The 24,013-nt window shown below is 74.6% G+C and carries 24 protein-coding genes; 16 read left to right on the top strand and 8 right to left on the bottom strand.

Features of this window, described 5'->3' with window-relative positions:
- Positions 1-334 precede the first annotated feature (334 nt).
- The 4 genes from FIC82_RS15745 to FIC82_RS15730 all read left to right on the top strand — a co-directional run bounded on the left by FIC82_RS15745 (position 335) and on the right by FIC82_RS15730 (position 4,302).
- The gene (locus tag FIC82_RS15745; RefSeq protein WP_154799134.1) at positions 335-814 is read left to right on the top strand and encodes a nucleoside deaminase; all 480 of its coding nucleotides are present in this window, start codon (positions 335-337) and stop codon (positions 812-814) included.
- Between the two features lie 44 nt (positions 815-858).
- Positions 859-2,349, top strand: a complete 1,491-nt coding sequence (locus FIC82_RS15740) for an NCS2 family permease (RefSeq protein ID WP_168731978.1) — start codon at positions 859-861, stop codon at positions 2,347-2,349.
- Between the two features lie 100 nt (positions 2,350-2,449).
- A complete protein-coding gene (locus tag FIC82_RS15735; RefSeq protein WP_154799133.1) occupies positions 2,450-3,838 on the top strand; it encodes a molybdopterin molybdotransferase MoeA in 1,389 nt (462 codons plus the stop codon).
- Positions 3,835-4,302 carry a molybdenum cofactor biosynthesis protein MoaE gene (locus FIC82_RS15730; RefSeq protein WP_168731977.1) on the top strand — a complete coding sequence of 156 codons (468 nt, stop codon included), beginning with the start codon at positions 3,835-3,837 and terminating at the stop codon, positions 4,300-4,302. Before FIC82_RS15735 ends, FIC82_RS15730 begins: the two co-directional genes overlap by 4 nt.
- A 184-nt stretch (positions 4,303-4,486) precedes the next feature.
- On the opposite strand, the gene FIC82_RS15725 is transcribed toward FIC82_RS15730, so the two are convergent.
- Together FIC82_RS15725 and moaA are read right to left on the bottom strand one after the other, a co-directional pair.
- Positions 4,487-4,759: a DUF456 domain-containing protein gene (locus FIC82_RS15725; protein ID WP_154799132.1), complete on the bottom strand. Its 273-nt coding sequence runs from the start codon at positions 4,757-4,759 to the stop codon at positions 4,487-4,489.
- 94 nt (positions 4,760-4,853) lie between these two features.
- On the bottom strand, positions 4,854-5,960 hold the full coding sequence (moaA, locus tag FIC82_RS15720) for a GTP 3',8-cyclase MoaA (RefSeq protein ID WP_154799131.1): 1,107 nt from the start codon (positions 5,958-5,960) through the stop codon (positions 4,854-4,856).
- Between the two features lie 260 nt (positions 5,961-6,220).
- Between moaA and FIC82_RS15715 the strand changes: the two genes are divergently transcribed.
- The 3 genes from FIC82_RS15715 to FIC82_RS15705 are packed head-to-tail and all read left to right on the top strand — an operon-like array spanning position 6,221 to position 11,540.
- Positions 6,221-7,591 carry an XdhC family protein gene (locus FIC82_RS15715; RefSeq protein WP_154799130.1) on the top strand — a complete coding sequence of 457 codons (1,371 nt, stop codon included), beginning with the start codon at positions 6,221-6,223 and terminating at the stop codon, positions 7,589-7,591.
- A complete protein-coding gene (locus FIC82_RS15710) occupies positions 7,591-8,466 on the top strand; it encodes an FAD binding domain-containing protein (RefSeq protein ID WP_154799129.1) in 876 nt (291 codons plus the stop codon). Before FIC82_RS15715 ends, FIC82_RS15710 begins: the two co-directional genes overlap by 1 nt.
- Entirely contained in the window at positions 8,463-11,540 is a 3,078-nt protein-coding gene (locus FIC82_RS15705; RefSeq protein WP_154799128.1) for a molybdopterin-dependent oxidoreductase, read from the top strand. Before FIC82_RS15710 ends, FIC82_RS15705 begins: the two co-directional genes overlap by 4 nt.
- A 51-nt stretch (positions 11,541-11,591) precedes the next feature.
- Here the strand turns inward: FIC82_RS15705 and FIC82_RS15700 are convergent, their stop codons facing one another.
- A complete protein-coding gene (locus FIC82_RS15700) occupies positions 11,592-12,311 on the bottom strand; it encodes a nucleotidyltransferase family protein (RefSeq protein ID WP_168731976.1) in 720 nt (239 codons plus the stop codon).
- Between the two features lie 223 nt (positions 12,312-12,534).
- Between FIC82_RS15700 and FIC82_RS15695 the strand changes: the two genes are divergently transcribed.
- Together FIC82_RS15695 and FIC82_RS15690 are read left to right on the top strand one after the other, a co-directional pair.
- Positions 12,535-13,707: an SPFH domain-containing protein gene (locus tag FIC82_RS15695; RefSeq protein ID WP_154800402.1), complete on the top strand. Its 1,173-nt coding sequence runs from the start codon at positions 12,535-12,537 to the stop codon at positions 13,705-13,707.
- Positions 13,708-13,709: 2 nt separating this feature from the next.
- Complete coding sequence (locus FIC82_RS15690; RefSeq protein WP_168731975.1) at positions 13,710-14,786, top strand: hypothetical protein; 1,077 nt, start codon at positions 13,710-13,712, stop codon at positions 14,784-14,786.
- 48 nt (positions 14,787-14,834) lie between these two features.
- Here FIC82_RS15690 and FIC82_RS15685 read toward each other — a convergent pair whose 3' ends face one another.
- Positions 14,835-15,245, bottom strand: coding sequence for a winged helix-turn-helix transcriptional regulator (locus tag FIC82_RS15685; protein WP_154799127.1), 411 nt, complete (start codon positions 15,243-15,245; stop codon positions 14,835-14,837).
- A gap of 142 nt (positions 15,246-15,387) precedes the next feature.
- On the opposite strand from FIC82_RS15685, the gene FIC82_RS15680 reads away from it, so the two are divergent.
- On the top strand, positions 15,388-16,266 hold the full coding sequence (locus FIC82_RS15680; RefSeq protein WP_154799126.1) for an SDR family oxidoreductase: 879 nt from the start codon (positions 15,388-15,390) through the stop codon (positions 16,264-16,266).
- 58 nt (positions 16,267-16,324) lie between these two features.
- Here the strand turns inward: FIC82_RS15680 and FIC82_RS15675 are convergent, their stop codons facing one another.
- Positions 16,325-16,726 (bottom strand): universal stress protein, encoded by a 402-nt coding sequence (locus FIC82_RS15675; protein ID WP_253691219.1) that lies wholly within the window; start codon positions 16,724-16,726, stop codon positions 16,325-16,327.
- Positions 16,727-16,751: 25 nt separating this feature from the next.
- Positions 16,752-17,651: an IclR family transcriptional regulator gene (locus FIC82_RS15670; protein ID WP_154799124.1), complete on the bottom strand. Its 900-nt coding sequence runs from the start codon at positions 17,649-17,651 to the stop codon at positions 16,752-16,754.
- Between the two features lie 70 nt (positions 17,652-17,721).
- Here FIC82_RS15670 and eda point away from each other — a divergent pair, with 70 nt between their 5' ends.
- The 6 genes from eda (at position 17,722) to FIC82_RS15640 (ending at position 22,372) form a co-directional block, all read left to right on the top strand.
- Positions 17,722-18,381, top strand: coding sequence for a bifunctional 4-hydroxy-2-oxoglutarate aldolase/2-dehydro-3-deoxy-phosphogluconate aldolase (gene eda, locus FIC82_RS15665; protein ID WP_154799123.1), 660 nt, complete (start codon positions 17,722-17,724; stop codon positions 18,379-18,381).
- Between the two features lie 3 nt (positions 18,382-18,384).
- Complete coding sequence (locus FIC82_RS15660; protein WP_168731974.1) at positions 18,385-19,506, top strand: sugar kinase; 1,122 nt, start codon at positions 18,385-18,387, stop codon at positions 19,504-19,506.
- An 87-nt stretch (positions 19,507-19,593) separates the two neighbouring features.
- Entirely contained in the window at positions 19,594-19,989 is a 396-nt protein-coding gene (locus FIC82_RS15655; RefSeq protein ID WP_154799122.1) for a hypothetical protein, read from the top strand.
- Between the two features lie 111 nt (positions 19,990-20,100).
- The gene (locus tag FIC82_RS15650; RefSeq protein WP_154799121.1) at positions 20,101-20,568 is read left to right on the top strand and encodes a TFIIB-type zinc ribbon-containing protein; all 468 of its coding nucleotides are present in this window, start codon (positions 20,101-20,103) and stop codon (positions 20,566-20,568) included.
- Positions 20,569-20,593: 25 nt separating this feature from the next.
- Positions 20,594-21,364, top strand: coding sequence for an SDR family NAD(P)-dependent oxidoreductase (locus tag FIC82_RS15645; RefSeq protein ID WP_168731973.1), 771 nt, complete (start codon positions 20,594-20,596; stop codon positions 21,362-21,364).
- 21 nt (positions 21,365-21,385) lie between these two features.
- Positions 21,386-22,372, top strand: a complete 987-nt coding sequence (locus FIC82_RS15640; RefSeq protein WP_168731972.1) for a bile acid:sodium symporter family protein — start codon at positions 21,386-21,388, stop codon at positions 22,370-22,372.
- Positions 22,373-22,399: 27 nt separating this feature from the next.
- Here the strand turns inward: FIC82_RS15640 and FIC82_RS15635 are convergent, their stop codons facing one another.
- Together FIC82_RS15635 and FIC82_RS15630 are read right to left on the bottom strand one after the other, a co-directional pair.
- Positions 22,400-22,861: a SufE family protein gene (locus tag FIC82_RS15635; protein WP_154799120.1), complete on the bottom strand. Its 462-nt coding sequence runs from the start codon at positions 22,859-22,861 to the stop codon at positions 22,400-22,402.
- A 158-nt stretch (positions 22,862-23,019) separates the two neighbouring features.
- Positions 23,020-23,931: a sulfurtransferase gene (locus tag FIC82_RS15630; protein ID WP_154799119.1), complete on the bottom strand. Its 912-nt coding sequence runs from the start codon at positions 23,929-23,931 to the stop codon at positions 23,020-23,022.
- Positions 23,932-24,013: the final 82 nt, after the last annotated feature.

Here is a 24,013-nt window from a genome sequence, read left to right as displayed (position 1 = left end):
GCGCTGGGACAACTCTTCCGGGCGGGAGTTCCTTCCGCAACGGGCCGCGTGCGGCGGAGTTCTCCACCACCTTGTCCACAGTGTGGAAAAATTCTTCCGAATCTCTTGTGTCGTCGGTCACGCACTGCTAGCGTCGTGCGTGCCAACGGCGGGCCCGGGCCGAGCGACACGCTCGGTGGTCGACGCGATCGATCCGACACCGGCAGCTACCTACCAGGCGGAAGTGACAACTCGCCTGCAGCGGCCCGCCGGCCGCCTCCTCCCGGCTCATCGACGAGCCGGACAGCCGGAGGCGGAGCACCCGGCGTCGCTGCCCGAACCGTGGAGACTCACCATGGACACTCTTGTCGTGGACGCAGCACACCTGGACCGAGCCGTCGCCCTCGCGGTCGACAGCGTCGCGAACGCCGGAGGACCCTTCGGCGCCGTGATCGTCACCGCCGACGGGCAGGTGTTCGAGGGCAACAACCGGGTCACGCAGGACAACGACCCCACCGCGCACGCCGAGGTCACCGCGATCCGGCGCGCGTGCGCCGCGCTCGGCACGTTCGACCTCACCGGCGCGACGCTCTACTCGAGCTGCGAGCCGTGCCCCATGTGCCTCGCGTCCGCCCTCTGGGCGCGCGTGCAGGCCGTGTACTTCGCCGCCGACCGCCACGACGCCGCGAGCGCCGGGTTCGACGACGCGGAGTTCTACGACTTCTTCGCCGCCGACCCCGCCGACCGGAGCATGCAGGTCGTGCACGAGCGCACGGCCACCGCCACCGCGCCGTTCGACGCCTGGCGCGTCCTCGAGTCCCGGATCGAGTACTGACCGGCCGCGCGGCCGATCGGCACCTCAGGAAAGGGCACAAGGACGTGACTCTCCTCGGCACGCGGCGGGAGACCGCCGAGAACGACGACGCACGCGGTACCGGCCGGGCCCCCGGCCGGCTCGACCGCTTCTTCAAGATCACCGAGCGCGGCTCGACCACGGGGCGCGAGCTCCGCGGCGGCCTGGTGACCTTCTTCGCGATGGCGTACATCGTCATCCTCAACCCCCTCATCCTCGGCGGGACGAGCGCCGAGAACGCGCCCGTCGACGTCGCGGGCGGCTGGCTCCAGACGGCGCAGGTCGGCGCGATGACCGGCCTCGCCGCCGGTGGTCTGACCATCCTGTTCGGCCTCGTCGCGAACCTCCCGTTCGCGCTCGCGGCCGGCCTGGGCATCAACTCGTTCCTCGCCGTCGCCGTCATCGGCGACGTCACGTGGCCCGAGGCGATGGGACTCGTGCTCGTCAACGGCCTGCTCATCGTGCTGCTCGCCGTGACGGGCGCGCGCTCGGCGATCTTCAACGCCGTCCCGCGCCAGCTCAAGGCCGCGATCACGGTCGGCATCGGCCTGTTCATCGCGTTCATCGGGTTCGTCGACGCGGGGTTCGTCACGCGCACCGCGGGCGGGCCGCCGGTCCAGCTCGGCGACGGCGGGTCGATCACTTCGGTCCCGACCCTCGTGTTCGTCGTCGGGCTGCTCACCATGGGCATCCTCGTGGCGCGCAAGGTCAAGGGCGGGCTGCTCATCGGGCTCGTCGCGACGACCGTCGTCGCGATCGTCGCCGAGTCCGTGCTGCACCTCGGCCCCGCGTCCGACGACAACCCCGGCGGCTGGCACCTCACCGTCCCCACGCTGCCGAGCTCCCTCGTCTCTGTGCCGGACCTCAGCCTGTTCGGGCAGTTCTCGTTCGGCGCGTTCGACCGGATCGGGGCGCTCGCGGCGACGATGCTCGTGTTCACGCTGTTCTTCACGAACTTCTTCGACGCGATGGGCACGATGACGGGGCTCGCCAAGCAGGGCGGGCTCGCCGACGCGGACGGCAACTTCCCGCGCATCAAGTCGGCGCTCGTCGTCGAGGGTGTGGGCGCGGTGGTCGGCGGCGCGACGTCGTCGTCGTCGAACACGGTGTTCGTCGACTCGGCCGCGGGCGTGGGCGAGGGCGCGCGCACGGGCCTCGCCTCGGTCGTCACGGGCGGGCTGTTCCTCGTCGCGATGTTCCTCACGCCGCTCACGGCGGTCGTGCCGATCGAGGTCGCGAGCGCGGTGCTCGTCGTCGTGGGCGCGATGATGATGGGCCAGATCAAGGAGATCGACCTGACCGACTTCACGGTCACGCTGCCGGTCTTCCTCACGATCGTGACGATGCCGCTCACCTACTCCATCGCGAACGGCATCGGCATCGGGTTCGTCACGTGGGTCCTGCTGCGGTTCGCGTGCGGCAAGGCGCGCGACGTCCACCCGCTCCTGTGGGTGGTCGCGGCCGGGTTCGTCGTGTACTTCGTGCGCGGTCCGCTGACCGCGGTCGTGGGAGGCTGAGCCTCGGTACGACCGCTCGGCTGACGGGTCACCCGCTCCTCCGGGTGGCCCGTCGGCGTGGGCGGTGACGGGAGCGGACAGGAACGTGGGAGGGCGTGGCATGGCCGGGACAGCGCGCGTGAGCGTCGACGAGCACCGCGCGGACGTCGCGGCGCTGCTCGCCCCCCTGGTGGAGGAGGCCCGACGGCGCGCGCGCACCGAGGAGGTCCTGCTCGCCGACGCGCTCGGCCGGGTCCTCGCGGGCGACCTCGCCGCACCTGTCGCCGTCCCGCTGTTCCGCAACTCCCAGATGGACGGGTACGCCGTCCGCGCGGCGGACGTCGCCGGCGCGAGCCCCGACGCGCCGGTCCGGCTCGTGGTCGTGGCCGAGATCCCCGCAGCCCCGGGCGTCCCCACCGCGCTGGCCCCCGGCGCGGCCGCCCGCATCATGACCGGCGCGCCCGTGCCCGACGGCGCGGACGCCGTCGTGCCGGTGGAGGACACGGGTACGGGGTCGTTCGCGGGCACCGCGGGCACCGGGAGCACGGGGGGCGCCGCGGGCGACGAGCGCGCACGGGGATCCCGGGACGATGCGCCGGGCTCCGGTCCGCGCGACGTCGTCGAGGTCCGCGCGCCGCGCGCGCCGGGCGACTTCGTCCGAGAGGCGGGCTCCGACGTCCGGCCCGGGGACGTGCTCCTCGCGGACGGCACCGTCCTCGCGCCGCACCACCTCGCCGCCGCGGCGGCGTGCGGGGTGGGGAGCGTGCGGGTGGTCGCCCGGCCGCGCGTCGCCGTCCTGTCGACCGGGTCGGAGCTCGTCGGCCCCGGGGAGACGCCGGGGCCCGGGCAGGTCTTCGACGCCAACGCCGACGCGCTGGGCGCCGCCGTCCGGCGCGCGGGCGGCGACGTCGTGCTCACGGCCCGATGCGGCGACGACGCCGCGCGGTTCGCCGCCGTGCTCGCCGAGGCGGCAGCGGTCGCGGACCTCGTCGTGACGTCGGGCGGCGTGTCGCAGGGGGCGTACGAGGTGGTCAAGGACGTGCTCGCAGGCTCGGGCGCCGTCGGCAGTCGGGTCGTCGACCAGGGCGCGGGCCAGGAGGCCGGCCGGGCGGCGTCGCCGGTCGTCACCTTCCGGTCGGTCGCGATGCAGCCGGGCGGTCCGCAGGGGTTCGGCACCGTGCACGGGACGCCCGTGCTCACGTTCCCGGGCAACCCGGTGAGCGCGCAGGTGTCGTTCGCGATGTTCCTGCGCGAGCCGCTCGAGCGCGCGGCCGGGCTGCCCGCCGTCGACCGGGTGCGCACGGCCGTCCTCGCCGAGGGCCTGACGTCGCCCGCGGGGAAGCATCAGCTCCTGCGGGGTGCGACCGGGCCCGACGGCACGGTGCGCGTCGTCGGCGGGGCGGGCTCGCACCTCGTCGCGGCGATGGCGCGGGCGGACGTCCTCGTGGACGTGCCCGCCGACGTGACACAGTGGGACGCCGGGACCGAGGTGGAGGTGCGAGAGCTGTGAGCGAGACGCAGGGCGAGTCATCGGGCGCTGTCCAGGGTGGTGCGTCCGAGGACGTGAGCCGCGTGACGACCGAAGTCCTCGACGACGCCGTCGCGCGCGCCGTCGAGGACGCGGTCGCGAGCCCGGAGTGCGGCGCCGTCGTGACGTTCCGCGGCGTCGTGCGCGACGTCGACGGCGGCCGGGGCGTGACCCGGCTCGACTACGAGGCGCACCCCGACGCCACCGCGGTGATCCGCCGGTGCGTGGCTGCCGTGGCGACAGAGACGGGGCTGCGGGTCGCGGCCGTCCACCGGTACGGCGTCCTCGGGATCGGCGACGTCGCGCTCGTCGCGTCCGCGGCCGCGGGCCACCGCCGTGAGGCGTTCGAGGCGTGCTCGCTGCTCGTCGAACGCATCAAGGCCGAGGTGCCGATCTGGAAGCGGCAGCACTTCGACGACGGCGTCTCGGAGTGGGTCGGGCTGTAGCGCGACGCTGCACCAGGCTGCGTCGGTGGACGACGAGAGGCGAGAAGTGGCCCCCGGATACGGCCGGGGAGGGACCACTTCTCGCCTCTCGTGGAGCTGCGGGATCCGCCGTGCGACGACGATGTCGGGCGGGACGTTCCCGGTCGCGCGCTCGTCGCGCGGAGCCGGGTGGAGGGCGGTCGGGTCAGCGCGCGGCAGGGCGGTTGTCGAGCAGCATGCCGATGCCCAGGCCGACGGCGGTGCCGAGGACGAGGCCGAACCAGCTCAGCACGACCGTCCCGACGACGGCACCGATCGTCGCGCCCAGGACGCTCTTGGTCCCGGCCTTCCAGCTGTCGGAGCGGTCGTCGGTGCGGTAGATCGGCAGCGCGGAGGTGCTGTTGTCCGGCGTCGCCGTGGGCGCGTCGGAGGGCGAGGTCGCGGGGCGGTTGGTGGGTGCAGGGGAGATCGTCGTCACGGCATCCATGGTAGGAAGGTCCGTCCTGCGTGACCTGGGCAGACGCGTCGTGGTGACCGGCTTCACCCTATGATCTGCGCCACCGTCGCGACGCTCAGCCGCCGATCGCGCCCATGCTGCGCGACGTCGGCGCGAACGCGTCGGCGGCGAGCGTGGGGGCGTCGCTGCCGTGCGCGAGCGGCTTGCGCCACATCGCTCCCTGCCACGCGCGGGCGAGGGTGTCGTCGCGCTCGTCTTCGGTGAGGTGCTCCGAGCGCAGGATCGCGCGCAGGTCCGTCTCGTCGTCGCCGAACAGGCACGAGCGGACCGTGCCCTCGGCGGTGAGGCGCGTGCGGTCGCACGCGCCGCAGAACGAGCGCGTGACGGACGCGATGATCCCGACGGTCTGGGGGCCGCCGTCGACGAGCCACTCCTCCGCGGGCGCGGACGGGTCGTCGCGGCCGACCTCCAGCAGGTCGAAGCGGGTGCTGAGCACGGCGAGGAGGTCCGTCGCGGAGACGAGGTCGTCGCGCGTCCAGTGCCCGTCGGCGTCGAGCGGCATCTGCTCGATGAAGCGCAGGTGGCACCCGTGGTCCACCGCCCAGGCGAGCAGGTCGGCCGCCCCCGCCAACGTCTCCGGCATGAGCACCGCGTTGAGCTTGACCGGGGCCAGCCCGGCGGCGAGCGCGGCACGGATCCCGGCGAGCACGTCGGGCAGCCGGTCGCGGCGCGTGAGGCGCGCGAAGTCCGCACGGTCGACGGAGTCGAGCGAGATGTTCACGCGGTCGAGGCCGGCGGCGACGAGCTCGTGGACCCGCTTGTCGAGCCCGATCGCGTTGGTCGTCAGCGAGAGCGACACGTCGGGCGCGGCCGCGCGCGCGGCGCGCAGGATGGCCGCGAGATCGGGGCGCATGAGCGGCTCGCCGCCCGTGAAGCGGACGTCGGTGATGCCGAGGCGGCCGACGGCCACGCGCACGACCTGTCCGATCTCGGCGGGCGTGAGCAGGTCCTCGCGCGCGATGGCCGGAAGCCCCTCAGCCGGCATGCAGTAGGTGCAGCGCAGCGAGCACTTCTCGGTGATCGAGATGCGCAGGTCGCGCGCGACGCGGCCGTAGCGGTCGACGAGCGCATCGGTCGCGGGGCGGTCCGGGTCGAGGTTCACCGAGCCGTCCGTGGGCGCGGTCGAGCGCAGCCTGGGCATCCCGAGCGAGACCGCGGTCATGGGCCGATCGTAGACGTTCCCCGGGTCGGGCCCGTGACCGGGGCGGTGGCGCGTGCTAGCGTGGAGTCCATCGAATGGAAGCAAACTTCCATTCAGCGGAACACCTCTCCTCTGGTGGGAGAGCAGTCCAAGGGCGGATTCAAGCCCTGTGTTTCCGGCGCGTCACAGCCGACGCGTCCCCGGACACGCAGGGGACTCACCGCAAGGGTTCACTGGAAGGACGCCGGTTCGCCGGCACCCTGGCGGAAGCGAGGCCCACGATGCTCCAGATCGTCGACCAGCTCGCCCCGTGGCTCGGCCCGGGGCAGCCCCCGTTCGCCGTCGCGACGGTGGTCGCGGCGTCCGGCTCCGTGCCGCGACCCGTCGGCACCGCGATGGCGGTGCGCGCCGACGGTGCCGTCCTCGGCAGCCTGTCCGGCGGGTGCGTCGAGGGCGCGGTGCACGACGCCGCGCTCGACGCGATCGCCACGGGCGAGAGCCACCGCGAGACGTTCGGCTACAGCGACGACGACGCGTTCGCCGTCGGGCTGAGCTGTGGCGGCACGCTCGACGTCCACGTCCAGCCCGTCTTCCCGGGGGACGACGCCGCCCGCGCGCTCGCCGCGCTGACGGCACCGCCCGACGGCGGAGCGCGTGCGGGCTCAGGCGTCCCGCCGGGTCCGGGCGCAGGTTCCGGCGACGCCGAGGCCGCCGGGCGCGGTACCTCCGCGCTCGTGCGCCGGATCGACGGGGCGCGGCGCACCGCGGTCCTCGTCGACGACCCCGGCGCCGCGGACGAGCGGAGCGTCGCCCGAGCGCTGCACGACCTGGTCGGTCCGGCCGCCCTCGACGCCGCGGCGGCACAGGTGGTCGCTGTGCTGCGCGCGGGCGGGACGGCGACGGTCCACGCGGCGCACGGAGCGCCGCGGGTCTCGGCGCCCGGCGCGGCGCCCGGTCCAGCGCTCGACCCGGCGGTCGAGCCGGAGGGTGGCGCAGCGACGCTGGACGGCGGGGCCGCGTGCGACGAGGCGGAGCCCGTCACGCTGCTCGTCGAGACCCGCCTGCCCGCGCCGCGCTTCCTCGTGTTCGGCGCCAACGACTTCGCCGGCGCGCTCGTGCGGCACGTGCGCCTGCTCGGGTACCGCGTGACCCTGGTCGACGCGCGCGAGGTGTTCGCCGACGCCCGACGGTTCCCGGAGGCGGAGGTCGTCGTCGAGTGGCCGGACCGCTACCTCGCCGCGGAGGCCGGGGCGGGTCGCATCGACGCCCGGACCGCCGTCGCGGTCCTCACGCACGACGCGAAGTTCGACGTCCCGCTCCTGCGCCTCGCGCTCGACCTGCCGCTCGCGTACGTCGGGGCGATGGGCTCGCGCCGCTCGCACGCGCAGCGCGTGGTGGCCCTGCGCGCGGAGGGTGTCACCGACGCGGCGCTCGCGCGCCTCCGCTCGCCCATCGGCCTGGACCTCGGGGCGGTGACGCCCGAGGAGGTCGCGGTCTCGATCACCGCGGAGCTCGTCGCGACCCGGCACGGGCGCGCCGCCGTCGTCCCGCTCAGCGGCACCGACGGGCCGATCCACGCCGACCCTCCCGCCGCGTCGTCCGACCCCCACCGCGCGGTCGCGTCCGCGCCGATGCCCGAGGAGGCCTCCTGATGGACCTGAGCACCGTCACCGACCTCGTCCCGACCGTCGACCCCGGCGAGTGGCGCGAGGGCGACGCCTGGCTCGCGGGCGGCACCGTCCTGTTCTCCTACGGCAGCCAGACGCTGCGGCGCCTGCTCGACGTCACGAGCGCCGGCTGGCCCGCGCTCACCGTGACCGACGACGGTCTCGACATCGCCGCGACCTGCACGGTCGCCGAGCTCTGGGCCTTCGAGGAGAGCGCCCAGGCCGCGCCCGTGCGCGAGCGCTGGGCCGCGCTCGACCTCGTGCGTCCGTGCTGCGACAGCTTCGTCGCGTCCTTCAAGATCTGGAACACGTCGACGGTCGGGGGCAACGTCTGCACGTCGCTCCCCGCGGGGCCGATGATCTCGCTCACGGCCGCGCTCGACGGCGTCGCGGAGGTCTGGGGCCCGGGCGGCACCCGCCGGGAGCAGCCGGTCGCCGAGCTCGTCACGGGCGAGCTGGCCAACACGCTCGCACCCGGCGAGCTCCTGCGCGCGATCCGCGTGCCCGACCACGCGCTGCGCGCACGCACCGCGTTCCGGCGCCTCTCGCTCTCGAACCTCGGGCGCTCCGGCGTCCTGCTGATCGGCCGGGTCGACCCGCCCGACGCCGGGGGAGGGTTCGTCCTGACCGTCACGGCTTCGACGCGCCGGCCCGTGCAGCTCCGCTTCCCCGCGGACGCGCTGCCGACGGCGGCCGCGCTCGCCGCCGCGCTCGACGCGGAGATCCCGCTCGACCTCTACCACGACGACATCCACGGCCTGCCCGCGTGGCGCCGGGACATGACCTACCGCCTCGGCGAGGAGATCCGCTCCGAGCTGCTCTCCCCGCTCGTCGACGCCACGGACGGAGACCACCGATGACCGCGATCGACCCCCGCCCGCCCGTCTCGATCGACGGCCGCACGGCGCAGACCGAGCCGCGCGCGGGCCAGTGCCTGCGCACGTACCTGCGCGAGCAGGGTGCGCTCGGCGTCAAGAAGGGCTGCGACGGCGGCGACTGCGGCGCCTGCACGGTCCACGTCGACGGCGTCCCCGTGCACTCGTGCGTCTACCCGGCACGTCGCGCGGCGGGCCACGAGGTGACGACGATCCAGGGGCTCGCCGCGGCGTCGGGCGTGCCCGACGACGCGCGCACGCCCGACCGCGGCGCGCCCGGGGACACGCTCGGAGACCCACCGACGGACCGCGACGCCCTGCACCCCGTGCAGCAGCAGTTTCTCGACGCGCAGGGCTTCCAGTGCGGCTTCTGCACCGCCGGCATGATCATGACCGCCGCGACGTTCGACGACGCCCAGCGTGCGAACCTGCCGCGCAGCCTCAAGGGCAACCTGTGCCGCTGCACCGGCTACCGCGCGATCGCGGACGCCGTCCTCGGCGGCGACACGTGCGGCGTCGGGCATCCCGCCGGCGCGGCGCCGTGCGACCACGAGCACGACGGCTGGACGGGTTCACGGACCCGCGGCGAACAGCCCGGCCAGGACCAGGGTTCTCTCTCACGGGACCAGAGCTCTACTTCGGCGAACCAGGGTTCTATCTCGGCGGACCAGGGTCCTACCTCGCGAGGCCAGGGTTCTGTCTCGGGAGGCCAGGCGTTCGGGCGGGACGTGCCGGCGCCGGCCGGGCGGGGGATCGTCACCGGGACGGTGCGGTACACGCTCGACGTCGACCCGGCCGACTACCCGGGCCTGCTGCACATGAAGCTCGTGCGCTCGCCGCACGCGCACGCGCGGGTCGTCGCGATCGACACGACGGCGGCGCTCGCGGTGCCGGGCGTGCATGCCGTGCTCACGCACGAGGACGCGCCGGTGACGCGGTTCTCGACCGCCCAGCACGAGCTCTTCACCGACGACCCCGACGACACGCGCGTCCTCGACGACGTCGTGCGGCACGTCGGGCAGCGTGTCGCGGCCGTCGTCGCGGACACGGTCGCGGCGGCCGAGGAGGGCGTGCGCCAAGTGCGCGTCGAGTACGAGGCGCTGCCCGCCGTCGTCGACCCGGAGGAGGCGATGGCGCCCGGCGCGCCGCTCGTCCACCCTGATCTCGACCCGGCCGCGGCGCGGGTGTCTCGGCCCGAGGCGAACGTCGTCGCGGAGGTGCACAGCGAGCTCGGCGACGTCGAGCGCGGTCTCGCGGAGGCCGACGTCGTGCACGAGGCCACGTACCGCACCCACCGCGTGCAGCACGCGGCCCTGGAGACCCATTGCGCGATCGCGTCGCTCGACGACGAGGGGCGCCTCGTCGTGCGGTCGTCCACGCAGGTGCCGTTCCTCGCGCGGCGCCACCTCGCGCGCGTGCTCGATCTCGAACCGGAGCGCGTGCGCGTGCACTGCGAGCGCGTGGGCGGGGGCTTCGGCGGCAAGCAGGAGGTCCTCACCGAGGACGTCGCGGCGCTTGCAACCCTACGCCTGGGGCGGCCCGTCCAGCTCGAGCTCACGCGCACCGAGCAGTTCGTCGGCACGACGACGCGGCACCCGTTCCGCATCCGGGTGCGCGCGGGCGCGCGCCGCGACGGGACGCTCACCGCGCTGCACCTCGACGTGCTGAGCAACACGGGCGCGTACGGCAACCACGGGCCGGGCGTCATGTTCCACGGGTGCGGCGAGTCGCTCGCGGTGTACCGCTGCGAGAACAAGAAGGTCGACGCGCACTGCGTCTACACCAACACCGTGCCCGCGGGCGCGTTCCGCGGGTACGGGCTGTCGCAGATGATCTTCGCCGTCGAGTCGGCGGTCGACGAGCTCGCGCGACAGCTCGGGATGGACCCGCTCGAGCTGCGGCGCCGCAACGTCGTGCTCGACGGCGACCCCATGCTCTCCACGCACCCGACGCCCGAGGAGGACGTCCTCTACGGCAGCTACGGTCTCGACCAGTGCCTCGACCTCGCCGCCGACGCCCTCGCGCGCGGCAGGGCGCGCGACGTCGCCGCGTACGGGGCGGGCGCCGGGTCGGGTGCGGACGCGCTGCCGGACCTGGGGCCCGAGTGGGGCGTCGGCGAGGGCACCGCGCTGTCGATGATCGACACGGTGCCGCCTCGGGGCCACTTCTCCCACGCGCGCGTGCGGCTCCGGGCGGACGGCGTGGTGGAGACCGAGGTCGGCACGGCCGAGTTCGGCAACGGCACGACGACGGTCCACGCCCAGCTCGTCGCGAGCGCGCTCGGGCAGGACGCGGCGGACGTCGTCGTGCGGCAGTCCGACACCGACCTGCTCGAGCACGACACGGGCGCGTTCGGGTCGACCGGCACCGTCGTCGCGGGCAAGGCCTCGCTCGCCGCGGCGCAGGACCTCGCCGAGGCTGTGCTCAAGGTCGCCGCCGGGATGGCGGGCGCGGCGCCGGGCGACTGCCGGCTCGTGCCGGGCGGCGTCGACTGCACGGGAGGCGACCGGACGTCGAGCGTGCTGCCGCTCGCCGACGTCGCGCGCGCCGCCGCCGACGCCGGGATCGAGCTCGTCGCCGAGGGCCGCTGGGGCGGCACCCCGCGCTCGGTCGCGTTCAACGTGCACGGCTTCCGCGTCGCGGTGCACCGGGGGACCGGCGAGATCCGCATCCTCCAGTCCGTCCAGGCCGCCGACGCCGGCGAGGTCGTCAACCCGCGCCAGTGCCGCGGCCAGGTCGAGGGCGGCATCGCGCAGGCGCTCGGCGCCGCGCTCTACGAGAACGTGGTCGTCGACGAGACCGGGCGCGTCACGACCGACATCTTCCGCCAGTACCACCTGCCGACCTTCGCGGACACCCCGCGCAGCGAGGTCTACTTCGCGCGGACGTCGGACACGGTCGGGCCGATGGGCGCGAAGTCGATGAGCGAGAGCCCGTTCAACCCGGTGGCTCCGGCACTGGCCAACGCGATCCGCGCGGCGACGGGAGTCCGCTTCACGGAGCTCCCGCTCGCCCGGGACCGCGTCTACCTGGGTCTGAAGGCCGCCACCGCCCGCTGAGTGCATGAAATAGTCGCGCCGAACGGCCTCGGACGCGACTATTTCATGCACTCAGCGAGGGGCGGGTGGGTCGGGGTCGAGGAGGTCCAGGTCGGTCGCCGTGTCGAGGTCGCGGCCGTCGCCGGGGTGGTCGACGACGTCGATCAGGTCCGCGTGGGCGCGCAGGAAGTCGCGCGCGCCGTGGTCGCCGCGGGCGCTCGCGGCGGCTGGCGCGGCAAGCCCGGCGTCGAGGACGAGCGGATGGGCCCAGCGCGGGGTCCGTTCGACGCCGAACACGACCTGAGGGTCGTTCTCCGCCTCAGAACGACCTCCATGTCGTGCTCGACGCTCGGGGCTCGTCGTCCAGCGCGAGGCCGTCACGCGGCCGGGGCGGTGGGCCGCGAGGAGGCGTGCGACGTCGTCGGGCACGACGCCGGGCTGGTCCACGTGCGCGACGACGACGCGTGCGGGCGCGAGGTCGAGTGCTGCCGCGACGCCGGCGCGCAGCGACGAGGCCATGCCCGACGCCCAGTCGGGGTTGACGACGGCGCGCACGTGCGGGTCGCCGAGCGACGCCTCGGCGCGCACGCGGTCGGCCTCGGCGCCGAGCACCACGACGACGACGTCGCACCCGCCGTCGTGGAGCACGCGCGCGACGTGCTCGACGAGCGGCCGTCCTCGGTGGGGCAGCAGGGCCTTCGGACCGAGCCCGAGCCGCCGTCCCGCGCCGGCGGCCAGGAGGACGCCGACGGTGGGCGTCGTCGCGGGTGCGCTCGTGGGCGGTGTCGGCACCTCGCCAGGATAGGTCGACGGCGAACCCGGGACGCCTCCTCACGCCCGGGCGGCGCTGGGGAAGGACCCCGGGTTCGGGACACCGACCGGCCCCGCGACCACCTGGTGGCTTTGCCAAAACTTGGTTTCTTCTTCATCGACGCCAGGTGCCGCTATGCTCAGCCCGCCGGGCGCCCGCCGCCCCCGGCGCGAGGTGGCCCGCACGACGAGCGAAGGAGTCCGGATGAGCTTCATGGAGAAGCTGCGTGGACAGCTGATCGACATCATCGAGTTCCTCGACGAGAGCCGGGACACGATCGTCTGGCGCTTCCCTCGCCAGGGCAACGAGATCAAGAACCAGGCGAAGCTCGTCGTGCGCGAGGGGCAGAGCGCCGTCTTCGTCAGCGAGGGCCGGCTCGCCGACGTGTTCGGGCCGGGCACGTACACGCTCGAGACGAAGAACCTCCCGATCCTGTCGACGATCCAGGGCTGGAAGTACGGGTTCAGCTCGCCGTTCAAGGCGGAGGTGTACTTCGTCGCGACGCGACAGCTCACCGACCTCACCTGGGGCACCCAGAACCCGGTGATCCTGCGCGACCCCGAGCTCGGCGCGGTCCGCATCCGCGCGTTCGGGACGTACGCGCTCCAGGTCGTCGACCCGTCGGCGCTGCTGCGTCAGCTCGTGGGGACCGACCCGCAGTTCCGCACCGACGAGATCGGCGACTACTTCCGCCGCCTCGTCGTCGGGCAGCTCGGCCCGGCGCTCGCGGAGGCCGGCGTCGCGGCGATCGACCTCGCCGCGAACCAGCGCGAGATCGCGACGCGGCTCGCGGGCCAGCTCTCGGAGGACCTGTCGGAGTACGGCATCGCCGTCCCGCGCTTCGTCCTCGAGAACGTCTCCTTCCCGCCCGAGGTCGAGGCGGCGCTCGACAAGCGCACGCAGATGGCCGTCGTCGGGAACCTCGACCAGTACACGAAGTTCCAGGCGGCGAACGCGATCGAGACCGCCGCCGCCAACCCCGGAGGCGCGGGCGACGGGCTCGGGCTCGGCGCCGGCATGGGCCTCGGGGCGGCCATGGGGCAGCAGCTCGCGCTGTCGCTGGGCCGGGCTGCGCCGGCACCGGCCGCCGCGCCGTCGGCCCAGCCGGCCGCGCCGGCCGCCGGGCCGCCGCCGCTGCCCGCCGCGGAGTCGCCGTGGTACTGGGCGGTCGGTGGGACTCAGGCAGGTCCGGGCACGACGGCGGACCTCGCGGGCCGGGTCCGGTCCGGCGAGGTGACACGCGCGTCGCTCGTGTGGCAGCAGGGCATGGCCGCGTGGACCGCCGCGGGCGAGGTGCCCGCGCTCGCGTCGCTGTTCGCCGCGACGCCCCCGCCGCTGCCCCCGACCGGCGCCCCGACCGGTCCGCTGGCGGGCTGACGGTGAGCGACGCCCAGGACGAGCTCGTCCGGACGCGGTGCGACGCGTGCGGGTCGCAGCTCGCGTACGCGCCGGGAACCCGGCACCTGCGGTGCGTGGCGTGCGGCGGCACGGTCGAGATCGTGCACGCACCCGGCGACGCCGTCGACGAGCACTCGTTCGACGCGTGGGCCGCGGCGCAGGGCGGCGTGCGCGCCGGGATCCTCGACGTGCGGATCCTCACGTGCGACGGGTGCGGCGCGACGACGCAGGGGAGCGACCTGTCGGTCGCGTGCCGGTTCTGCGGCGGGCACCTCGTCGCCGCGGCCGAGGCCGACGGGCTCGTGCAGCCGGAGGCCGTCGTGCCGTTCGCCGTCGAGCAGGCGCAGGCGCGCGAGTCGTTCCGGCGCTGGGTCCGCTCCCGGTGGTTCGCCCCGGGCGAGCTGAAGAAGGTCGGCGACACCGAGTCCCTGCACGGGTCGTACGTGCCGCACTGGACGTTCGACGCCAGCACGACGTCGGACTACGTCGGGCAGCGCGGGGACGCCTACTACGTCACCGTGAAGCACGGTGACGAGGAACGTCAGGAGCGCCGGGTGCGCTGGTCGCCGGCCTTCGGGCGGGTGGCCCGCGACTTCGACGACGTGCTCGTCCCCGCGTCCTCGCAGGTCGCCGAGCGGGACCTGGCGCGGCTCGGGCCGTGGCACGTCGAGCGGGCCGTGCCGTTCCGCGCGGAGTACCTCGCCGGCTTCTCGGCCGCCCGCTACGACGTCGAGCCGCCGGCCGGGCTGGATCGGGCGAAGGCCGCGATGGCGCCGCAGATCCGCGACGACGTCGAGAGCGACATCGGGGGCGACGAGCAACGGGTCTCCTCGATCAGCACCGCCTACGCCGCCGTGATGTTCAAGCTCGTGCTGCTGCCGCTGTGGATCGCGACCTACGTGTACGCGGGCAAGCAGTGGCAGGTCATGGTCAACGCGAACACCGGCCAGGTGATCGGGCGGCGCCCGTACAGCGTCGGCAAGATCGTGCTCGCCGTGGTGGCCGGGCTGCTGGTGGTCGCCGCGCTCGTGTACTGGTACGTCCGGTCGCAGCAGTGACCCTCCGCGGCTCGCAGCCCGGCTGACTCCCGGAGGAGAGGTCGGGGGTCAGGCGTCTCGGCGCGCGTCGTACGCGCGCTGGGACGCCGTCACCTCCGCGACGGAGCCTTCGAGGACGTCGAGCAGGCCCGTCAGGCTGTCGGCGACGCGGCGCCCGAGGTCGGTGAGGGAGTACTCGACGTGCGGCGGGATGGTCGCGCGCACCTCGCGCACGACGATGCCGTCGCGCTCGAGGGACTGGAGGGTCTGGGCGAGCATCTTCTCGCTGACCCCGTCGATGCGGCGCCGCAGCGCGTTGAAGCGCACCGCGCCGTCGCGGAGCCCGGCGACGGTGAGCACTCCCCACCGCCCGGTCACGGCCTCGAGGACGTGCCGCGACGTGCAGCCGCGCTGGAAGACGTCGGCCACCATCGCGTCGGTGGGTCCGGTCTCCTCCACGGGGCGGGCGTCGGTCGTCATCACCCCAGGATACGGCGCCCGCGGGGGAACAGCGCTGTGAGATAGAACGCACCCTCCGGTGGTTGGCACTTTCGAAAAGTAAGTGCATGCTAGGACGGCACGGCCGCCCGGTCGTGCTCTCGCGCACCGAAGGAGCCCTCGTATGTCCATCGCCGTCACCGGAGCCAGCGGCCACCTCGGCCGCCTCGTCGTCGAGTCCCTCCTCGCGCGCGGCGCCGACCCGGCCCAGGTGGTCGCCACCGCGCGGACGACCGCGAAGGTCGCCGACCTCGCCGACCGCGGCGTCCAGGTCCGCGAGGCCGACTACGTCCGCCCCGAGACCCTCGCCGCGGCGCTCGCGGGCGTCGACGTCCTCGTGCTCGTGTCGGGGTCCGAGGTCGGGCAGCGCGTCGAGCAGCACCGCAACGTGATCGACGCGGCCGTCGCGGCCGGCGTCTCGCGCGTCGTCTACACGAGTGCGCCGCGCGCCACGACCTCGGCCCTCGTCCTCGCTCCCGAGCACAAGGCCACCGAGGAGATCCTCGCGGCCTCGGGCCTGACGACCACGGTCCTGCGCAACAGCTGGTACACCGAGAACTACGTCGGCGACGTCCAGGGTGCTCGCGAGACCGGGGAGATCGTGTCGAGCGTCGGCGACGGCCGCGTCGCCAGCGCGAGCCGCGCGGACTATGCCGAGGCTGCGGCGGTCGTCGCGCTCGCCGCGCAGGCGGACGCCGCCGCGCACGCGGGGGCCGTCTACGAGCTGAGCGGCGACGTGGCGTGGACGTTCGACGACCTCGCCGTCGCGGCGACCGAGGTGCTCGGGAGCCCCGTCGCCTACCGGCGCGTCTCGCCCGACGAGCACCGCGCGCTCCTGCTCGGGGTCGGGCTGGACGAGGGCACGGCCGGGTTCGTCGTCGCGCTGGACGGGAACATCCGCGACGGGCTGCTCGCCGAGACGTCGGGAGAGCTCGCTCGGCTGCTCGGCCGTCCGACGACGCCGCTCGTCGACGGGCTGCGCGCCGCCGTCGCGCAGGGCTGACTCGGGCGACGCGGCCGCCCGGGCCCCGGGCGGCCGCGTCCTGAATCTCAGGGAGCCGTCAGTGCGACGCCTTGACGACGAGCACCGGGACGGGCGAGTCGAGGAGCACGCGCTGCGTGGTGCTGCCGAGGAGGAACTTGCCGACCGGCGACCGCTTGCGCGCGCCCACGACGACGAGGTCGGGCGCCGTGCGCTCGGCCTCGTCGATGATCGCCTCGGCGGGGTCGAGATGCTCGGATCGGTAGGAGACCTCGGGGCGTGCGACCTCGGCGGGGAGCGTGTCGAGAAGGTGCGCGAGGGTGGCGGGGACGCCCGCCTCGGCGTCCTGCGGCGTGAGCACGAGGACCGCGAGGGCGGTCGAGCGGTGGACCGCCTCGGCGACCGCCGCCCGGAACGCGGTCTCGCCCTGGGGGGAGTCGTTGTACGCCACGAGGACGGTCATCGCGGGCCCTTCCGTCATTCCGTCGTGCTGCGGTTGAACTCTCTCACAGCCCCGCCGCCGACGCCGGTCGACGCGCGTCCGGGTCGGCCGCGCCGCGCGGGCTCGCCGAGCCGCCGAGCACGGCGTCCGGCACGGCGAGCGTCGGGGGCAGCAGCGAGGGGACGACGTCGCGCAGGATCGCCTCGATCTCGCGGCGCCGCCGCGTCCCGAGGCGCTCCGCGGGGGCCGTGACGCTCACCGCGGCCACGGACTGGCCGGCCCGCAGGACCGGCACGGCGATGCAGCTGATGCCCGGCTCGTTCTCCTCGGTCTCCGTCGCGAAGCCGTTCGCCCGGGTGGTGTCGCACGTCGCGCGGAGCGTGGCGGCGGTGACGGGGTGCTCGTCGGGGGCGGCCGCCGCGTACCAGGCGAGCGCGGCGTCGTCGAGCGGCCGGTGGGCGAGCAGGGCGCGCCCGAGCGCGGTGGTCGCCGCGGGGCGACGGCGCCCCACGGCCGACCAGACGCGGACGGCGCGCGCGGGCTCGACCTTGTCGAGGTAGACGATCTCGGTCCCGGCGAGGGCGCCGAGGTGCACGAGCTCGTCCGTCGCCCGGCACACGGCGACGAGCACCGGGTGCAGCAGCGCGGGCAGGTTCTCCTCGCCGAGGTAGACCGTCGCGAGCGCGGTCGCTGCCGGGCCGAGGCGGTAGTCGCCCGTCGTCGTGTCCTGCTCGGCGTAGCCGCGGTAGCGCAGCGCCGCGAGCGTGCGGTGCAGCGACGCCTTGTGCAGGCCCAGCGAGCGCGCGAGGTCGCCGAGCGCGACACCGCCCGGCCCGGCCGTGGCGAGCGCCTCGAGCGCCGTGAGGGCCTTGTCGACGCTCCCGAGCGGGCTGCCGTGCGGACCGGGCACGGTGAGCTCGTCGCCCCCTGGAGTGCCTGGCGTCGTGCTCCCGGCTTCCGCCATCGTCACTCCTTCGCCTAGAGTGCGTTCCGTAGTGAACAACAGGCGTTCACCATAGCGAAACGGAGTGAGGATGTCATCCCACGGACCCCTGGAGGCGATCGCACGCGCGCGCGTCGTGCCGGTCGTCGTCGTCGACGACGCCGAGCAGGGCGTGCTCGTCGCGACCGCGCTGCGCGACGGCGGCCTGCCCGTCGCGGAGGTCACCTTCCGCACCGCGGGTGCGCGCGCCGCGATCGAGGCGATCGCGCGCGAGGTGCCGGACGTGCTCGTCGGCGCGGGGACCGTCGTCAACGCGGCCCAGGTGGACGAGGCCGTCGAGGCCGGGGCGCGGTTCCTCGTCTCGCCGGGGCTGTCGGCCGCCGTGGTGCGCCGCGCGCAGGAGGTCGGGGTGCCGATCCTGCCCGGGGTCGCGACGCCGTCGGACGTCATCGCCGCGCTCGACCTCGGCCTCGACGCCGTCAAGCTCTTCCCCGCGAACGTCGTCGGCGGCCCCGCGGCCGTCAAGGCGTTCTCCGCCCCGTTCCCCGGCCTGCGGTTCGTGCCGACCGGCGGCGTGAGCGCCGCCAACCTGCTCGACTACCTCGCGCTGCCGTCGGTGCTCGCCGCGGGCGGCTCGTGGATGGTCGACGCCGCGCTCGTGCGCGCCGGCGACACCGCCGAGATCGCCCGCCGCACGCGCGAGGCCGTCGAGCTCGCCGCGTCCGTCCCGAACCCCGCCGAAGGAGCCTGACCCGTGACCGGCACCACCGTGAACCAGCCCCCGCTCGCCCTCCGGCCCGCCGACGAGTGCGCCTACGACGTCGTCGCCCTGGGCGAGGTCATGCTGCGACTCGACCCGGGCGAGCGCCGCATCAAGACCGCCCGCAGCTTCGACGCCTGGGAGGGCGGCGGGGAGTACAACGTCGCGCGCGGGCTGCGCCGCGCCTTCGGGCTGCGCGGCGCGGTCGTCACCGCGCTCGCGGACAACGAGGTCGGCCGACTCGTCGAGGACCTCATGCTCACCGGCGGGCTCGACACGCGCTGGGTGCAGTGGCGCGAGTACGACGGCATCGGACGCACCGTGCGCAACGGGCTCAACTTCACCGAGCGCGGGTTCGGCGTGCGCGGCGCGGTCGGCGTCTCCGACCGCGGCAACACCGCGATCGCCCAGCTCCGCCCGGAGGACGTCGACTGGGACGACGTGTTCGGTCGCGGTGTCCGCTGGTTCCACACCGGGGGCATCTTCGCCGCGCTGTCGGAGTCGTCCGCCGACGTCGCGGAGGCGGCCATGGCCGCGGCGCGCCGCCACGGTACGATCGTGTCCTACGACCTCAACTACCGCCCCTCGCTGTGGAAGGGCATCGGTGGCGTCGAGCGCGCGCAGGAGGTCAACCGTCGCCTCGCCCGCTACGTCGACGTGATGATCGGCAACGAGGAGGACTTCACCGCCTCGCTCGGCTTCGAGGTGGAGGGCGTCGACGAGAACCTCACTGACCTCGACACCGGGGCCTTCCGCGCGATGATCGCGCGGGCCGCCGAGGAGTACCCCAACTTCCAGGTCATCGCGACGACGCTGCGCGGAGTGAAGACCGCGACCGTCAACGACTGGGGCGCGATCGCCTGGTCGCGCGTGCAGGGCTTCGCCGAGGCGACGCACCGCCCCGGGCTGGAGATCCTCGACCGCGTGGGCGGCGGGGACTCGTTCGCGTCGGGCCTCGCGTACGGGCTCCTGGAGCTCGGCTCGATCCACGAGGCGGTCGAGTACGGGGCCGCGCACGGCGCGCTGGCGATGACGACGCCGGGCGACACGTCGACGGCGTCGCTCGCCGAGGTCCGCAAGCTCGCCTCGGGCGGCAGCGCGCGCGTGCAGCGCTGACGCTCTCCGCACCCGCCTCCCGCCGTGCCGGGCCGAACGACCAGGGTTAGTGTGGTCGGGCTGTCGGCGGGAGGCGGGAGGTGCGGCGTGGCTGGTGGGGCCTTCGTGCCCGGGCTGCCACGCCGCGGCGCCGAGGAACCCCCGGACCTGGGGCGGGCCGTCGAGCACGCGCGCATCCTCCGGGCGGCGGGGGACCCCGGCGGAGCGGCCCAGGTGCTGGACCGGGCGTTCGCCGCCGAGGGGGTGCGGACGCGCAGCGTCTCCGAGCGTGTGAGGTTCCGCGCCCTGGTGCTCCGAGCCGACCTCGCGCTCGCTCTGCACGACGCCGCCGCCGCGGAACGGTTCCTCGAGGGGGCCGAGTGGTTCCGGGCCGGGGCCGACTTCCTCCCGCGCGTCGCGGACGCGCTCGCCGCCCTCGACGACGAGGTGCACCTCGCCGACGAGCTGCGCGACCGGCTCGCGGGCGAGCGCCGCACCGGCTGACCCGGCGGCCCGGGAACGGGAACGGGAACCCTGCGCGCCGGAGCCGCGTTGGACTGCGCAGTACCTGTGCGGGCGCGGACCGCGCCCGGCCCATCTCGCGAGGAGGCAGACATGCTGTGCCCCACCGACCAGACGGTCCTGGTCATGACCGAGCGCAAGGGCGTGGAGATCGACTACTGCCCGACGTGCCGCGGCGTGTGGCTCGACCGCGGCGAGCTCGACAAGATCATCGACCGCTCGGTGGAGAGCGAGATCGCCGCCGAGGCTGCGGGGCCGGCCGCGACGGCCCCCGCCGCCCCCGCTGCTCCGGCCCCTGCGGCTCCGGCCCCCGCGCCGACGTCCTACCCGCCGGCTGCCGCCGCCGACTACGGGACCCCGGGGCGCGGCGCGGCGTACGACGACCGGCGCTACGACGACCGTGACCGCTACCAGGGCGGCCAGTACGGCGACGACCGGTACCGGGACGACCGCTACCGCGACGACCGGGACCGCCGCTACGACGGGCGCGACGGCTACGACCCCCGCTACCGCAAGCGGAAGAAGAAGGAGTCGTGGCTCGAGGACCTCTTCGACTTCTGACGCACCGCGTGGTCGACTGTCCCGCGTGACCGTCCTCGACTCGTTCTCGCTCGCCGGCCGCACGGCGCTGCTCACCGGCGGGAGCCGGGGGATCGGGCGGGCCGTGGCCCGCGCGCTCGGCGAGGCCGGGGCGCGGGTCGCGCTCACGGCGACCACCGCGTCGGCCGCCGAGGAGGCGGCCGACGCGCTGCGCGGGGCGGGCCTCGACGCCCGCGGGTACGCGCTCGACGTGACGGACCGTGCCCAGGTGGACGACGTCGTCGCGCACACGGCCGCGGACCTCGGGACGGTCGACCTCCTCGTGAACAACGCGGGGATCTCGATCGGGGGAGCCGCGCTCGAGATCGACGACGACGTGTGGCACCGCACGCTCGCGACGAACCTCGACGGCGTCTGGTACTGCTCGCGGGCGGTGGCCCGCGCCCTGGTCGCGGCGGGCCGTCCGGGGACGATCGTCAACGTCGGGTCGATGTCGGCGTCGATCGTCAACCGGCCGCGCTGGCAGCCCGCGTACCTCGCCTCCAAGGCGGCGGTGCACCAGCTCACCAAGGGCCTCGCCGCCGAGTGGGCGCCGCACGGCATCCGGGTCAACGCCGTCGCGCCCGGGTACGTGCGCACCGAGGCGTCGCCCGTCGACCAGCCCGAGTACTACGACGACTGCGTCGCACCCGCCGCGATGCGGCGCTGGGCCGAGCCCGAGGAGATCGGCCCGCCCGTCGTGTTCCTCGCGAGTGCGGCGTCGAGCTTCATGACCGGCGCGGTCGTCACCGTCGACGGCGGCTACACCCTGTTCTGAGCCGGGCTAGGCTCGGTCCCCGTGCGCGCAGTCCTGAGCCGGTGGGTCGACCCGTTCGTCGTCACGCTGCTCGTCGTGCTCGTGCTCGGGCTCGTCGTGCCGGTGGGGCCGGGCGCGCAGCGCGTGGTCGACGCCGTCGCGGACGTCGCGGTCACGGTCCTCTTCCTCGTCTACGGCATGCGGCTGTCCACGCGCGAGGTGTGGGCCGGGCTGCGGAACTGGCGCCTGCAGGGCGGGATCCTCGCGGCGACGTACGTCGCCTTCCCGGTGCTCGGGCTCGTCACGGCGTGGGCGATCGAGCCGCTCGTCGGGGCGCCGCTGGCCGCAGGCGTGCTCTACCTGTCCCTGCTGCCGTCGACCGTGCAGTCGTCGGTGGCGTTCACGTCCGTCGCGCGCGGCAACGTCGCGGGCGCGATCTGCGGCGCGACCGTCTCGAACGTCGCGGGCATGGTGATCACGCCGCTCCTCGTGCTGTGGCTCATGGGCGGCCCGGGAGGTGCGGCCGGGGGAGCCGACGGCCCCACGGGCGGTCTGGGCGGCCTGCGCACGGTGCTGCTCCAGCTCCTGCTGCCGTTCGTCGTCGGGCAGCTCCTGCAGCCGTGGGTCGGCGACTGGGTCCGCGCACGGCGCTGGCTCACGCTCGGCGTCGACCGCGGCACGATCCTCGTCGTCGTGTTCGGCGCCGTCGCGGCCGCGTCCTCGGCGGGGGTGTGGTCGAGCGTGTCCGGCTGGTCGATCGTCGCGCTGCTCGTCGTCAGCGCGCTCGTCCTCGCCGCGATGCTTGCGCTCACGTGGTGGGGCGGGGCCGCCCTGCGGCTCTCGACCGAGGACCGGGTCGCGCTCCTCATGTGCGGGTCCAAGAAGTCGCTCGCGACCGGGCTCCCGATGGCGAGCGTGCTGTTCCCCGTCGCGGTCGCGGGCGTCGTCGCCGTCCCGGTGATCGTGTTCCACCAGCTCCAGCTCGTCGTCTGCGCGGTCCTCGCGCGGCGCCTCGCGCTCCGCGACTGACGCGCCGGACCGTGCGCGACGGCCGGGTCAGGAGCGTGCCGCGACCTGCTCGCGCACCTGCCGCTTGGCGCGCGTGAGCATCCCGTTCATGCCGCCGATGCGCAGCGGGCTCACGGCGCGCGTCAGGCCGATCGACATGGGGAAGTCGTCCGGGACGTCCAGCACCTCCTGCGCGGTCAGGCCGGAGAGGCCCTGCGCGAGGATCGAGGCGAACCCACGCGTCGTCGGTGCCTCGGCGGGCGCGGTCGCGAAGAAGTGCACGACGCCGTCGCCGTCCACCTCGGCGAACGCGCGCACGGGGGACTGGCACTCCTCGATGCGCTCCAGCATCCCGGGCGCGCTCGCGTAGCGCTCCGGGAGGTCGGGCAGCTCGTTCGCGAACTCGAGCAGGAGCTGGAGGCGCTCGCGCTCCGGCAGCGCGAGGAAGTCCTCGCGGATCTCCGCGAGCGTCGCGGGCAGGTTCGACGAGGCGTCGGAGGGGGGGCTCATGGTGTCGATCCTTGCATCGGGGGCGTGCGGCCGGGACCCGGTCCCACCGTGCGGAACGCCCGGCGCGCGCGACGTATGCCCGCGGCAGTCGCCGACGACGCGCGGCGGGCCCACGAGGGCCGGCCGCGCGCCGTCGGGCGTGTGGTGCGAGCGGTGCGTCAGTTGAGCGACGCGGGGGCCTCGCCGGCCTCCTCGCCCTTGACGATCGGGACGCGCACCGCGTTGCCCCACTCGGTCCACGAGCCGTCGTAGTTGCGGACCTTGTCGAAGCCCAGCAGGTAGGTCAGCGCGAACCAGGTGTGGCTCGACCGCTCGCCGATGCGGCAGTACGTGACGACCTCGTCGTCCGTCGCGAGGCCGAGGCCGCCCTCCTGGTAGATCGCCTCGAGCTGCTCGCGCGACTTGTACGTGCCGTCCTCGGCGACCGCCGTCGCCCACGGGACGTTGCGCGCCGTCGGGATGTGACCGCCGCGCAGCACGCCCTCCTCCGGGTAGTCCGGGATGTGCAGGCGCTCGCCCGTGTACTCCTGCGGGGAACGGATGTCGACGAGCGGCCCGTTGCCGATGTGCGCGAGGACGTCCTCCTTGAACGCGCGGATCGTCACGTCGTCGCGCTCGACGACCGGGTACTCGACGGCCTCCGGCGCGGGGACGTCGGTCGTGACCTCGCGGCCCTCCGCGATCCACTTGCCGCGGCCGCCGTCGAGCAGGCGCACGTCCTCGTGGCCGAACAGCGTGAAGACCCACGCGGCGTACGCGGCCCACCAGTTGTTCTTGTCGCCGTAGACCACGATCGTCGTGTCGCGGCCGATGCCCTTGCTGCCGAGGAGCTGGGCGAAGCCCTTGCCGTCGATGTAGTCGCGCGTGTCGGGGTCGTTGAGGTCGGTGTGCCAGTCGATCTTCACCGCACCGGGGATGTGGCCCGTCTCGTAGAGCAGCACGTCCTCGTCCGACTCGACGACGACGATGCCCGCCTGACCGAGGTGCTGGGCGAGCCAGTCCGTGCTCACGAGGCGGTCGGGGTGGGCGTACTGGGTGATCTTCTCGGCGGTGTCGAGCGGTGCGGGCATGGTGTCCTCCGTGCGGCGGGAGCTGGGGTGTCCGAGGTGGTGGTCCGTCCGAGCGTCAGGCTAGGTCCGGTGTCCGCATCAC

The organism is Cellulosimicrobium protaetiae (genome assembly GCF_009708005.2).
Taxonomy (GTDB): domain Bacteria; phylum Actinomycetota; class Actinomycetes; order Actinomycetales; family Cellulomonadaceae; genus Cellulosimicrobium; species Cellulosimicrobium protaetiae.
The sequence above is the reverse complement of the archived record's forward strand: the minus strand, read 5'-3'. Positions and strand labels throughout refer to the sequence as shown.